The organism is Polynucleobacter sp. 30F-ANTBAC (genome assembly GCF_018882385.1).
GTDB lineage: Bacteria > Pseudomonadota > Gammaproteobacteria > Burkholderiales > Burkholderiaceae > Polynucleobacter.
In genome coordinates, this window is the sequence record NZ_JACVON010000002.1 from 417171 (window position 1) to 429664 (window position 12494).

Consider the following 12494-nt stretch of genomic DNA (forward strand, 5'->3'; position numbering starts at 1 on the left):
ACAAATAGCCATCATTTCATAAAAATTGCTCTTTTTTATACATACTGATGTTAACATGTATAAAAATATAAATTTTCTATATATATTGAAGGAATATGCATACACCTAAAATACTGCCGCTTGAGACCTTAGATACCTCAAGATTTGATGCGCCAGCAATTTTAAAAAAATTGGCTGAGAGTAGTCGCTGGCTGGCTGAGCTTAAGGGTGTGGCAGCATCCATTCCTAATCAGGGGATTTTAATTAATACACTTGGTCTACAAGAGGCGAAAGATAGTTCTGAAATTGAAAACATCGTAACTACTCACGATGAGCTTTTTAGAGATGATCTTTTACCAGAGTCAGTCGATGGCTCAGCGGCTAAAGAGGTTTTACGTTATCGACAAGCGCTTCGGATTGGTTTTAAGCAGATATCTGAAACAGATTTATTGACTAGTAATCATATTGTTTTAATTCAGGCAGAACTTGAGAAAAATAACGCTGGTTATAGAAAGTTACCTGGAACAAGTTTGAAAAACTCTCAGGGTCATACTGTTTATGAGCCCCCTCAAGATCCAAATGAAATTATTCAATTAATGAACCAGCTTGAGCGTTTTATCAACGATTCAAATCTCTATCAAGTTGATCCATTAATCAAAATGGCTTTGATTCATCACCAATTTGAAAGTATTCATCCTTTTTATGACGGTAATGGTCGTACAGGAAGAATTATTAACGTACTCTATCTAGTAAAAGAGCAGCTACTTAATATACCGGTTCTATATTTGAGTAACTATATAGTGCGCAATAAGTCCGAATATTATCGGCTCTTGCAGGCTGTACGAGATGATGATGCTTGGGAAGAATGGGTTCTTTATATGCTAGAAGCTGTCAGAGATACATCAAAGCAGACTATCAAAAAAATCAATAACATAAAAGCGGCTTTGTATGACTATAAGCATCGTATTAGAGAGCGGTATAAGTTTTATAGTCAGGACTTAATTAATAATCTATTTACTCATCCATATACAAAGATTGAGTTTGTTATGCGTGATTTGAATGTTTCGAGATTAACAGCTACAAAATATCTAGATGTGTTAGCGGAGGGTGGATTTTTAGAAAAGAGAAAAGTTGGTCGTATTAATTACTATATAAATATTGCCCTCAATCAAATTCTCTTGACTTAAAATCCCAGAATTTTGAGTGAATGAGGGTCTAAATTGAACTGATTTAGTAAGCATTGTTGTGTGAATCATTTGGTCCGCGGTTCAAGTCCGCGAGGGCCCACCAACAAATCAATGACTTAGCGTGAGAACGCTAAGTCATTTTTCTTTTCTGTGTGGCGGTGTGTAATAAAGCCTGCTCTATAACCAACTGCGAAACCAATGGAAATAGATGTATGCGTTTGAGTAATGAGATAAACATACACAAAACCCCCGTTTATATTACCTAAAGTAATGATATAGTAATTAAATATTATTTTATGTAATATATAGTTATGGCTATAGTTCCACCTAATTCATTAAGTAGGTGGCGCCATGCGTACAAATAGACATACCAACATCTCTGATACTCCAGAGAATCAAGAACATTTATCAATTGGTTTGCCCCCCGTAGAGAAGACATCGACTCTGGTTTTACCAGATAGACGCATGCTTTTAGTGGGGTTCTTAATAGCAATGTCTTTGGCGGGCTACTGGTTTAGTCAAGCTGATCATCATGTTAGACATTCTCTAGCTACTTCATTAGCAGCTTTGTTGACATCAGAATATTTTTGGCTTGCAGTAGGTGTGGGTTTGGCAGCACAAATTGTTGATGGTGCACTCGGGATGGCTTATGGAGTAACTTCAAATTCTTTTCTTTTAGGAATTGGTGCATCACCAGCAGCAGCATCGGGTGCAGTTCATGTGGCGGAAATTTTTACAACAGCCATATCCGGTGTTTCGCATATTAAGTTTGGAAACGTTGATAAAGAATTATTTAAAAAAATTGTGATACCTGGGGTTTTGGGTGGCGTGGCTGGAGTCATTTTTTTAACTTCAATTAATGGAAAACTACTAAAACCTTTTGTTACTGCATATTTATTAATCATGGGTGTAATCATTTTGAGAAAAGCGTTCAAAGTGGTTAAAGAGAAACCTACTGAAGATTTGCAGCACGTTAGAAAGTTAGCTGTGAGCGGAGGCTTTCTTGATGCTGTCGGTGGTGGTGGATGGGGCCCAGTTGTGACATCCTCACTGATTGGTCAGGGCAATAATCCAAGAAAAACCATTGGTACTGTTAATACAGCGGAATTCTTTGTTGCTCTTGCAACGGGTACAAGCTTTTTATTGCTGGGTGGAATTGATCATTGGGTACTTGTTGCTGGTTTGATCTTTGGTGGATTATTTGCCGCACCTTTCGCCGCTTATTTGACCAGTAAATTATCAGTCAAGGCTCTATTGGTTTCAGTAGGTCTTTTGATCTCAAGCTTAAGTGCTTTCAATTTGTATAAAACTTTAGTGTGAGTTAAAGCAATGGCCAAATATTCTAAAGAAACAGTTACCAGCGTTAAGCATTGGAATGACACACTATTTAGTTTTACTACTACCAGAAATAAAAGTCTGCGCTTTCGCAACGGCCATTTTTTAATGATTGGCTTGGAAGTTGAGGGCAAGCCCTTAGTGCGAGCCTACAGTGTGGCAAGTGCCAATTACGAGGAGGATCTTGAGTTTTTGAGCATCAAAGTTGAAAACGGGCCATTAACTTCACGTTTACAAAATATCAAAGTAGGTGACCCAATTTTAGTCAGCGAAAAGTCTGTGGGTACTTTGGTGATTGATGATTTGAACCCAGGTAAGAATCTTTACTTATTTAGTACAGGCACAGGTCTAGCGCCATTCATGAGCATCATCCGTGATCCTGATACTTATGAACGCTTTGAAAAAGTAGTGTTGATTCATGGGGTGCGGTTGGTCAGCGAGTTGGCTTATGAAGATTACATCAAAAATGAATTACCAAATGATGAGTTCTTGGGTGAGATGGTGCGTGAAAAATTGATCTACTACCCAACAGTGACGAGAGAAGCATTCAAGCACACGGGTCGTTTGACTACTGCGATTGAAAATGGTCAGTTGTTCAAGGATATTGGTTTACCACCATTAGATCCAGCGAACGATCGCGGCATGATTTGCGGCAGCCCATCAATGCTCAAGGAGATCTCAGAAATGCTCGATGCCAAAGGCTTCAAGGTCTCACCAAGCTTGGGTCGTTTGGGTGATTATGTATACGAACGTGCATTTGTTGAATCTTGATTGATTGGAAAAATAGATATGTACCAATACAACCCCATTGATCAAAGCATTGTTGATGATCGCGTCAAGCAGTTTAGAGGGCAAGTTGAAAGACGCTTGCAAGGCACTCTTCCCGAAGAAGAGTTTCGTCCTTTGCGTCTTCAAAATGGACTCTACTTGCAGCGTCATGCCTACATGTTGCGAATTGCGATCCCGTATGGCCTATTCAACAGTCAACAAATGCGCATGTTTGCTCAAATTGCTGACAAATATGATCGTGGCTACGGTCATTTCACAACCCGTCAAAATATCCAATTCAACTGGCTTAAGTTAGAAGATACCCCAGCCATTCTTGCGGATTTGGCCACTGTGCAGATGCATGCCATCCAAACCTCGGGTAACTGTGTTCGTAATATCACCAGTGATCCATTTGCTGGTGTGGCTGCTGATGAAATTGTTGATCCTCGCCCAATTTGTGAGTTATTGCGTCAATGGTCAACGCTTCATCCAGAGTTTGCTTTTCTCCCAAGAAAATTCAAGATTGCAGTCAGTTCTTCTAAAGAAGATCGAGCCATTGTTGCTGCTCACGATTTAGGTCTCTTCTTGAGAAATAATGAGGAAGGAAAGCTGGTCGCCGATGTTCTGGTCGGCGGCGGGATGGGTCGTACTCCTATTATTGGAACTATCATTCATCATGGATTGCCTTGGCAAGATTTACCAAACTATATCTCTGCAGTCTTGCGTGTTTATAACTTGCATGGACGTCGTGATAATTTATACAAAGCTAGAATTAAGATCCTCTTAAAAGCTCTTGGGGTTGAGGAATTCACTCGTCAAGTTAATGAAGAGTATCAATTTTGGCAGGGTGGCCATCAAGCTTTCACCCAAGAAGAGTGGAGTCAAGTCGCTCAGTATTTTGTTAAGCCGTCTTACAAAACTCTCCCATCTTTAAATGAGGGGGAGATTGTTTTACAAGCACCTGAATCAGAGAGAACATCGTTCACTCGATGGCTTGAAAGAAACGTTAAAAAACATCAAATCGCAGGCTATGCCAGTGTTTTGTTGTCTTTAAAACCACATGGAACTGTTGCGCCAGGTGATATTGATTCATCTCAGATGATCAAAATTTCAAATTTGGCAGATCAATACAGTTTTGGTTTGATACGCTCAACCCACGAGCAAAACTTGGTCTTGGCAGATGTTGAGGAAACGCGTTTATATGAGTTGTGGAAAGAAGCTAAATCTTTAGGCTTGGCTTTGCCTAATATTGGCTTACTGACGGACATCATTGCCTGCCCTGGTGGAGATTTCTGTTCATTAGCAAATGCCAAATCAATTCCAATTGCCAATGACATTCAAAAGAGATTTGATGACTTAGATTATCTATTCGATATTGGTGATATCACACTCAATATCTCAGGATGCATTAATTCTTGCGGTCATCACCACGTTGGCAATATTGGCATTTTGGGTGTCGATAAAGATGGTCAGGAATGGTATCAAGTTACTTTGGGTGGTGAGCAAGGACTGCAAGCGGCCATCGGCAAAGTGATTGGCCCCTCATTCTTTGCCAGTGATATGCCTGATGTCATAAGTGACTTGATTCAGGTCTACATTGAATTACGTGAACCAGAAGAATCTTTTATACAGACCTATCGCCGTGTGGGAGTGGAGCCATTTAAAACTAGGGTCTACGCCAATAAAGAGAAAAAAGACAAAAATAACAAGATTGGAGAGGATGCGCATGGCTAAGCTCATACGTTATCAAAAGGGTGGGGTTGCCCAAGTTGTAGAAAACCAATGGCGAATTCTTCCTGTAGATACTCAAGAACCGTTGGGTGCGGGTCCCCATTTGGTGCCATTTCAGTATTGGCTTGATCACTCATGGTCTGCAGAGATTCAGGCCAAGTATTTGGCTGGTGAATTAGGTGTCTGGATCGCCAGTGATGCTGATTTGGCAGTTCATCGAGACGTTATTCTGGCTGGAATGAAATTTTGGTCCATCATTGCTGTTGATTTCCCCATCTTTAGAGATGGTCGAGGTTTCAGTCATGCAGCCATACTCAGAGAGAGACTGGGTTGGCAAGGTGAATTACGGGCTATTGGTGATGTATTAATCGATCAACTATTACAAATGGCAAAAGTTGGTTTTGATAGCTTCTTACTAAGAGCGGATCAGGATGAAGCGGTGGCCTTGGAGCAATTTGAAATCATTCATCATCGACTTCAAAACGACTGGCGCGCAAGCCGTGATCAATTAGGTGGAAAAAATCATGTCAGCTAATGCTTCTTTGTGGCAGATTCCAAAAATAGAGTTGCCTGAAAACCATCTTTCAAGCTTGCAAAAAAAATTGGAAGAGCGTCTGATAAACATCAGCAGTCAATATAGTGATATTCGCTTTGCAACCAGTTTGGCAGCTGAGGACATGGCTGTGACTGATGGAATTGCAAAAAGCGCCAAGTCGATCCATATTTTTACTCTCTTTACAGGTCGTCTTCACGCTGAGACCGTTGAGATGAAAAAGACCGTTGAAAGTCACTATGGTCTGTCAATTAATGCGGTAGAGCCTCAAGCTCAAGATGTTGAAGAATTCATAGCTCAGCATGGTTTGAATGGCTTTTATGAAAGTGAAGAAGCCAAGAAGAAGTGTTGTTATGTCAGAAAAGTGAAGCCACTTGAGTTGAGCTTGAATGGCGCCGATGCTTGGATCACAGGATTAAGACGCTCTCAATCGGTGACCAGGAATGAATTGGCATTTCAGGAGTTGGATGAAGTTAGAGGTATTCCAAAATTCAATCCCATTTTTGATTGGACTGATGATGAATTATGGGGTTATTTGGCTTGGCAAAAGGTCCCATTGCATCCATTGCATCAACAAGGTTATCCAAGCATTGGGTGTGAACCCTGTACGAGGGCTATTCGTTCCGATGAAGATTTGAGAGCAGGGCGTTGGTGGTGGTTAAACAAAGAAAGTAAAGAGTGCGGATTGCATCTGAAATAAAAATCATGACACAAGAACAAACAAAATTAAATAATGAACATTTAGATTGGCTTGAAGCTGAGTCAATTTACATTATTCGTGAGCTGATTTCACAAGCCAGCCGACCTGCCATGTTGTTTTCTGGCGGAAAAGATTCAATTGTGATGTTTCATTTGGCCAGAAAAGCTTTTCGCTTTGGGGCGCGTCCAATTCGTTTGCCGTTTCCTTTGTTGCATATTGATACAGGCCATAACTACTCAGAAGTCATTCAATTTAGAGATGAAATTGTTCAACAAACGAGCTCTGATCTTATTGTTGAGTATGTTGAGGAGTCTATTCAAAAAGGCAGCGTTAAATTAAGAAAAAGTACGGATTCTCGCAATGCTGCTCAGGCCGTGACGCTCCTAGAGGCAATCGAAAAGCATGAGTTTGATGCTTTGATGGGTGGTGCTAGACGTGATGAAGAAAAAGCCAGAGCCAAAGAGAGAGTCTTTTCATTCAGAGATGAGTTTGGTCAGTGGGATCCAAAGGCGCAAAGACCTGAACTTTGGAGTCTTTATAACGCACGTATTGCCAAAGGTGAAAACATGCGAGTTTTCCCAATTTCTAATTGGACAGAACTTGATGTTTGGCAGTACATCGCCCGAGAAAAATTAGCATTACCAAGTATTTACTATGCGCACCAGCGAGAGGTCGTTAAGAAGCATGGCTTATTGGTTCCTGTAACTCCGCTAACGCCGAAGCAAGCTGATGAAACCAGTGAAATCCTCAGTGTTCGATTCCGTACTGTGGGTGACATCAGTTGTACATGCCCAGTGATCAGTGAGGCCAATTCACCTGAAAAAATTATTGCTGAAACAGTGCTTTCAGAAATTACTGAACGTGGTGCTACACGCATGGATGATCAAACCAGTGAAGCATCTATGGAGCGTCGCAAGAAAGAGGGGTACTTCTGATGGAACAACTTCACAACAAAAATACGCATGGGGTAGTTCGATTTATCACTTGTGGCAGCGTGGATGATGGTAAGAGTACTTTGATTGGGCGTCTACTTTATGACACCAAAGCTGTTTTGACTGATCAGATTCAGGCACTCTCTAAAACCAAGCATTCTCGAGTGACGGCGTCTGATGCCGCGATCGATTTAGCTCTATTAACTGATGGTCTTGAGGCTGAGCGTGAGCAGGGCATCACCATTGATGTTGCATACCGTTATTTCTCAACAGTTAAAAGGAAGTTCATTGTTGCTGATGCCCCTGGTCATGAGCAATACACTCGCAATATGGTCACAGGGGCTTCGCAAGCCGATGTAGCGATTTTGCTAGTGGATGCTACGCGTTTAGATACAAGCACAGCTAGTATCAGTTTGTTGGCGCAAACTAAGCGTCATGCTGCTATTGTCAAAATGTTGGGGTTGAAGCATATAGCCGTTGCTGTGAACAAAATTGACTTGTTGAATTTTGATAAAGAAGTATTCAAAAAAATTCAGAATGAAATTCTAAATTTGGCAAAGACCTTAAAGTTGCCAACTCCGAAAGTTTTCCCTGTTTCTGCCTTGCTTGGGGACAACATTGTCAGCCCCTCAAAAAACTTTAACTGGTATGAGGGGCCAACTTTGCTTGAGTGGTTGGAGGGGCTTGATGTTACATCTGAGAAATCAGGCTCACAATTGAGGTTTCCCGTTCAATATGTTGCCCGTCAAGATGGAAGTGCCGCAGAGGACTTCAGGGGTTATTTGGGGCGGGTTGAATCCGGTGAGATTCGCCAAGGAGAATCCGTAACGATTCTTCCGGCAGGCTCATCAGCCACTGTCGCAGAGATTTATATTTCCAATGGCGTTGACAGCTTTAGCCAAAACCAAAGCGTTGATATAGCAAAAGCAGGGGATGTTATTGCTATGACCTTTGTCGAAGATGTGGATGTGTCGCGTGGTGACATGGTTGTTGCGCAAGACAAGGCTTCAGATCTTCTGACCAAGCAACTGATTGCTGATATTTGTTGGTTAGATCAAGATGCCTTATCTACATCAAGAAAGTACATATTAAGGCACACGACCAATACGGTCTTTGCAAAAGTAAAAAACATTATTCAGATTTTAGATATTGAAACGTTGTCTCAAGCTGTTGAAGTAGATCTACTGGGTGTCAATATGATTGGTCAAGTAGAGCTTGCCTTGCAAAAACCGATTGCTGCTGATTTATTTGATGAGTCCTTAGCTACTGGATCCTTCGTTTTGATTGATGAGGCAACCAATCATACTGTGGCTGCTGGCATGATTCGGGAGGCGCTGTAAATGAGTCAATCATTAGGAAAAGTTTATCTCGTCGGAGCAGGACCTGGCGCTGCTGATTTAATCACTGTGCGTGGCATGAGGTTGCTTCAGACAGCTGACATTGTGTTTCATGATGCTTTGGTGGATCCTGAGATGCTTCAGTATTGCCAGCAAGCCATCTTGGTGCCAGTTGGTAAACGTTGCGGCAAGCACTCGGCGGCGCAATCGTTCATCAATAAACGGCTAATAGATGCAAGTAGAAAGTACAAACACATTGTTCGACTCAAGGGTGGTGACCCCATGATTTTTGGGCGTGCTGATGAAGAAATCTCTGCATTAGAAGGTATTGGTGTTGAAGTGGAGGTTGTACCTGGAATTACGGCTGCTTTGGCAGCCTCAGCATCATTGAAACAATCTCTGACTTTAAGAGGTGTTTCAAGGAGTGTGGCTTTTTATACCCAAGTTAAAGCGGAAAATGAGCAAGAGGCCTTATTGCCGAACGCTGACACGTTAGTGATTTATATGGGGCGTTCTAATTCAGTTCAGTTAGCTGAGCAATTGCTAAAGCAAGGGCGACCAAAATCAACACCTGTACAAATCATTGAATCAATCAGCACTCAGAAGGAGCGCTCCTTGGCTTTGACTCTTCATGAAATGTCTCAAGGTCAAGCCAATAATTGGTTTAATTCAGAGTCACCGGCCTTGTTACTGGTCGGTGCAGTATTTGGCAATCGCTTGCAGAACTCCGAGGTTTTCTCCGACAGCCGGCTTTATGGTTAAGTTGAGAAGAGGGTATTTCTGACGACAAGCGTCAATGAGCTTAGGTAAATCCTCTCTGATATGTCCACCTTGACCAAAGAAAATTGGAACTAAAGTGACCTCAGTCATATTCTTTGAGGAGAAGTCAGCAATTAATTCTTCAAGACTGGGGGTCATTAATTCTAAAAATGCGAGTTCAACGATCAGGTCAGGATTTTGAGCTTGAATTAATTTTTGAACATTGATGATGGGTTCTTTCCACCTTGGGTCTCTGGCGCCGTGGCTGAAAAGGATGATTGCATTTTTTGTCATCTTTTGATTGTAATTTAAAAGTTAATTATGGATTCATTAAAAGATATCTCAAGCGATCAATCACTGAAGGTATTAATTGTTTGTGCATCTTGGTGTGGAGTTTGCAGTAATTACAAAAACATGATTTCAAGTGATCTTGAGCCAAAACCAATCTGGGTAGATGTGGATGATTTTGAAGCTATTGCAGATGATTTAAGTGTTGAGACATTTCCAACGATTGTCATCCTAGATGATAGTGGTGTTCTTTTTTTTGGAAGTATCGATGCAAAGCAAGATGCCTTACCTCCGTTGATATCAGCTGTATCTAAGCATCCACCAATTCTCCAATATCGTAAGCTTGGAGAGCTTGTTAGAGAGCGGTTAATTAAGTGACCCTTTGCAACCTTTAAATCAATTTGTGGGTTTTCTTGGCGCTTGTAAAGACCCTATCTATGGAGATTAAGTTCGGTATACTATTCTCATCGTTTTCGATTCGGAGTTCACGTCGGCGAGGGCGCACTAAAAAATAAATGCCAACCTCTGAGTTGGTAGTTTTTCAAAATTAAGTAAGCTACTGGTATTACCAATTTAACCTCTTCGTGGTTCAACGCATTCTATTTCATTGAGCATTTATGTCTTATAACGGTCGTCTTACGTCTCTTTCTCATGGTGGTGGTTGCGGTTGCAAAATTGCACCTGGTGTCTTAAGCGATATCCTAAAAGCTTCGCCAATTCGAAATCTTCCTTCTGCCTTGCTTGCAGGCTCGGACAACAATGAAGATGCCGCTGTTTACCAGATTAACGAACATCAAGCGATCGTTGCAACAACAGACTTCTTCATGCCAATCGTGGATGATCCATTTGAGTTTGGTCGGATTGCTGCTACTAATGCTATTTCTGATATTTATGCCATGGGTGCGCAACCTCTATTTGCGTTGGCACTGCTGGGTATGCCAATCAATGTTTTGCCATTAGAGGTTATTCAAAAAATTACTGCCGGTGGTGAATCAGTTTGTGCTGATGCGGGAATCATGATTGCTGGTGGGCATTCGATTGATACGGTTGAGCCTATCTATGGATTGGTCGCTATTGGTGTTGTAGATCCCAAGAAACTTAAACGCAATAGTGGTGCCAAAGCAGGCGATAGCATTATTTTGAGTAAACCATTAGGCGTGGGTATTCTTTCGGCAGCACTTAAAAAAGAGCAACTGTCAGAAGCTGGCTATCGCGAAATGATTGCTTTAACGACCAAGCTTAATAAGCCAGGTATGGCATTGGCGCAGTTAGAGGGTGTTCATGCTTTAACCGATGTAACTGGTTTTGGTTTGGCGGGGCACCTTTTGGAGCTAGCCCGAGGTGCAAAATTAGAGGCAAAGCTCGAGTGGGATGCTATCCCCGTGGTCGCGGAAGCTATTCAGTTGGTTCAGCAGAATATCTTTACCGGAGCATCAACACGCAATTGGGCGGGATATGGCTCTGAAGTTAAATTGGCCGATAGCTTAGGCTTATGGCAGCAGAATTTGTTAACAGATCCACAAACCAGTGGTGGTTTATTAATTTCTTGTGCTCCAGAAGTGGAGCAAGACGTTCTGGCTATCTTGCAAGCAGGTGATTTTGGTAGTGCTAAAAAGATCGGATGCTTTGCTGAAGGATCAGGACTTTCAGTAGCTTAAAGAAAGTCAATCAATTGATCTTCTTTAAAAGCATCTCCATAAGCGATTGAATGCTGATTCTTTCAAGTTGGGGCCGTACATACTGCCCCCTTTTCTTGATGTGGTTTTCTAAAGATTGATAAAAAGTAGGTTCATTCTCAGCTTTTTGCAGCATCTCCGCTAAGGCTTGTTCATCGCCTGCTGGATAGTAGCCAGGGTAGTCATCTCCCAATAACCCACGATTACCAGGTATATCTGAGGCAATGACAGGAACCCCGATAGCGATAGCTTCTGTCACCACATGAGCGCCACCTTCCATAAGGCTTGAAATGACCATCAGGTGACAGCGAGAGAGTTGTTGCATTGTCTCGCTATGGCTCAGCTCATCAAGCCACTGGTAGCCTTCTAGCTGGGCGTGATAGGACTTTGCTAACTGACGCATATCAGCGCTCATGGCCTTGCCTAAGTGCAAGACGTTGATCGCGCTCTCTGGTGGTAGATATTGAAGACTTCGAGCGGTACAGAACGGATCTTTTTCTGGTCTTAGGTGGCCAATCACAGTGACTAAAAAGGTTCTTTTCAAAAGAGCTTTGCGTTTGATAGGCTTGGTGGATTGGTAAATAACATGAACTTTTGACTGCAGGTGTGCAGGAATCATCTCCAATGCTGCTGCTTGCAAAATAACAATCGCATCCGCTATTTCCATCGACTGGACCACTTCAGAATGTAAAGGCATGTCTCGATACAAATCAGTGCCTGTCATGATGAGGGCAATGGGTTTCTCAGGGAATGACTCGTGAAATTTGATAATGGATGCATGGCTTCTAAATGCGTGCAAAGCAATCAGCAAATCGGCACAACTGCCCGACCATTCATTGGATATGGCAACTTGATAACCCAGCTGCCTTAAATGCCCTTGCCAGCGCAATGCGGTGATACGGTTGCCATGCAAACTTCCAGCTAGAGCAGGAGTAACGATTTCAATAGGGGGTGGGATGATCAATACTCTTTAAAGAAATACGAATGAAAGATGTTAACAATACTTTCCAAGTGGGGTTATCTGCATAGGATTGTTATTTTTGAAGGTTATAACTAAAGAAAAGTATTAAACCCCGATAACTAAGCTATAGCCAGACAAATGCATGATATTGTTAATAAATTGCCTATTGACTTGGGTTTTATCAATTGCAACTTTTTTTAGTTCCAATTTTTGATTTCAGCAACCAATTGAATTAGTGAAAACCCTTAGGGTTAAATTTTAAAAAATATGATTTTTTGGTTTTTAACC

Annotated in this window: 13 protein-coding genes; 11 read left to right on the plus strand and 2 right to left on the minus strand. The window is 41.7% G+C overall.

Annotated features, from left to right (window positions below; genetic code table 11):
* Window positions 1-95 precede the first annotated feature (95 nt).
* The 9 genes from ICN28_RS07645 to cobA all read left to right on the plus strand — a co-directional run bounded on the left by ICN28_RS07645 (window position 96) and on the right by cobA (window position 9284).
* Complete coding sequence (locus ICN28_RS07645) at window positions 96-1166, plus strand: Fic family protein (RefSeq protein WP_216287546.1); 1071 nt, start codon at window positions 96-98, stop codon at window positions 1164-1166.
* A 351-nt stretch (window positions 1167-1517) separates the two neighbouring features.
* Window positions 1518-2486 carry a sulfite exporter TauE/SafE family protein gene (locus tag ICN28_RS07650; protein WP_216287547.1) on the plus strand — a complete coding sequence of 323 codons (969 nt, stop codon included), beginning with the start codon at window positions 1518-1520 and terminating at the stop codon, window positions 2484-2486.
* A gap of 9 nt (window positions 2487-2495) precedes the next feature.
* On the plus strand, window positions 2496-3272 hold the full coding sequence (locus ICN28_RS07655; RefSeq protein ID WP_216287548.1) for a ferredoxin--NADP reductase: 777 nt from the start codon (window positions 2496-2498) through the stop codon (window positions 3270-3272).
* An 18-nt stretch (window positions 3273-3290) separates the two neighbouring features.
* On the plus strand, window positions 3291-5003 hold the full coding sequence (locus tag ICN28_RS07660; RefSeq protein WP_216288191.1) for a nitrite/sulfite reductase: 1713 nt from the start codon (window positions 3291-3293) through the stop codon (window positions 5001-5003).
* Window positions 4996-5535: a DUF934 domain-containing protein gene (locus ICN28_RS07665; RefSeq protein ID WP_216287549.1), complete on the plus strand. Its 540-nt coding sequence runs from the start codon at window positions 4996-4998 to the stop codon at window positions 5533-5535. The genes ICN28_RS07660 and ICN28_RS07665 overlap by 8 nt, the downstream gene beginning before the upstream one ends.
* On the plus strand, window positions 5525-6253 hold the full coding sequence (locus tag ICN28_RS07670; protein ID WP_216287551.1) for a phosphoadenylyl-sulfate reductase: 729 nt from the start codon (window positions 5525-5527) through the stop codon (window positions 6251-6253). Before ICN28_RS07665 ends, ICN28_RS07670 begins: the two co-directional genes overlap by 11 nt.
* Window positions 6254-6258: 5 nt before the next feature.
* Entirely contained in the window at window positions 6259-7188 is a 930-nt protein-coding gene (gene cysD / locus ICN28_RS07675; RefSeq protein ID WP_216287552.1) for a sulfate adenylyltransferase subunit CysD, read from the plus strand.
* Entirely contained in the window at window positions 7188-8525 is a 1338-nt protein-coding gene (locus ICN28_RS07680) for a sulfate adenylyltransferase subunit 1 (protein WP_216287553.1), read from the plus strand. Before cysD ends, ICN28_RS07680 begins: the two co-directional genes overlap by 1 nt.
* A complete protein-coding gene (gene cobA / locus ICN28_RS07685) occupies window positions 8526-9284 on the plus strand; it encodes a uroporphyrinogen-III C-methyltransferase (protein WP_216287554.1) in 759 nt (252 codons plus the stop codon).
* Here the strand turns inward: cobA and ICN28_RS07690 are convergent.
* On the minus strand, window positions 9210-9575 hold the full coding sequence (locus tag ICN28_RS07690; protein WP_216287555.1) for a sirohydrochlorin chelatase: 366 nt from the start codon (window positions 9573-9575) through the stop codon (window positions 9210-9212). The two genes, cobA and ICN28_RS07690, sit on opposite strands and share 75 nt — an antisense overlap.
* Before the next feature lie 27 nt (window positions 9576-9602).
* Here ICN28_RS07690 and ICN28_RS07695 point away from each other — a divergent pair, with 27 nt between their 5' ends.
* Window positions 9603-9947 (plus strand): thioredoxin family protein, encoded by a 345-nt coding sequence (locus ICN28_RS07695; RefSeq protein ID WP_216287556.1) that lies wholly within the window; start codon window positions 9603-9605, stop codon window positions 9945-9947.
* Window positions 9948-10186: 239 nt separating this feature from the next.
* Entirely contained in the window at window positions 10187-11227 is a 1041-nt protein-coding gene (gene selD, locus ICN28_RS07700) for a selenide, water dikinase SelD (RefSeq protein WP_216287558.1), read from the plus strand.
* Window positions 11228-11237: 10 nt separating this feature from the next.
* On the opposite strand, the gene senB is transcribed toward selD, so the two are convergent.
* Window positions 11238-12209 carry a selenoneine biosynthesis selenosugar synthase SenB gene (gene senB, locus ICN28_RS07705; protein WP_216287559.1) on the minus strand — a complete coding sequence of 324 codons (972 nt, stop codon included), beginning with the start codon at window positions 12207-12209 and terminating at the stop codon, window positions 11238-11240.
* Between the last annotated feature and the right edge of the window lie 285 nt (window positions 12210-12494).

Excerpts from the sequence above, each read along its gene's own strand:
- ICN28_RS07645 (WP_216287546.1), top strand. The coding sequence starts at position 96 with ATGCATACACCTAAAATACTGCCGCTTGAGACCTTAGATACCTCAAGA.
- ICN28_RS07650 (WP_216287547.1), top strand. The coding sequence starts at position 1,518 with ATGCGTACAAATAGACATACCAACATCTCTGATACTCCAGAGAATCAA.
- ICN28_RS07655 (WP_216287548.1), top strand. The coding sequence starts at position 2,496 with ATGGCCAAATATTCTAAAGAAACAGTTACCAGCGTTAAGCATTGGAAT.
- ICN28_RS07660 (WP_216288191.1), top strand. The coding sequence starts at position 3,291 with ATGTACCAATACAACCCCATTGATCAAAGCATTGTTGATGATCGCGTC.
- ICN28_RS07665 (WP_216287549.1), top strand. The coding sequence starts at position 4,996 with ATGGCTAAGCTCATACGTTATCAAAAGGGTGGGGTTGCCCAAGTTGTA.
- ICN28_RS07670 (WP_216287551.1), top strand. The coding sequence starts at position 5,525 with ATGTCAGCTAATGCTTCTTTGTGGCAGATTCCAAAAATAGAGTTGCCT.
- cysD (WP_216287552.1), top strand. The coding sequence starts at position 6,259 with ATGACACAAGAACAAACAAAATTAAATAATGAACATTTAGATTGGCTT.
- ICN28_RS07680 (WP_216287553.1), top strand. The coding sequence starts at position 7,188 with ATGGAACAACTTCACAACAAAAATACGCATGGGGTAGTTCGATTTATC.
- cobA (WP_216287554.1), top strand. The coding sequence starts at position 8,526 with ATGAGTCAATCATTAGGAAAAGTTTATCTCGTCGGAGCAGGACCTGGC.
- ICN28_RS07690 (WP_216287555.1), bottom strand. The coding sequence starts at position 9,575 with ATGACAAAAAATGCAATCATCCTTTTCAGCCACGGCGCCAGAGACCCA.
- ICN28_RS07695 (WP_216287556.1), top strand. The coding sequence starts at position 9,603 with ATGGATTCATTAAAAGATATCTCAAGCGATCAATCACTGAAGGTATTA.
- selD (WP_216287558.1), top strand. The coding sequence starts at position 10,187 with ATGTCTTATAACGGTCGTCTTACGTCTCTTTCTCATGGTGGTGGTTGC.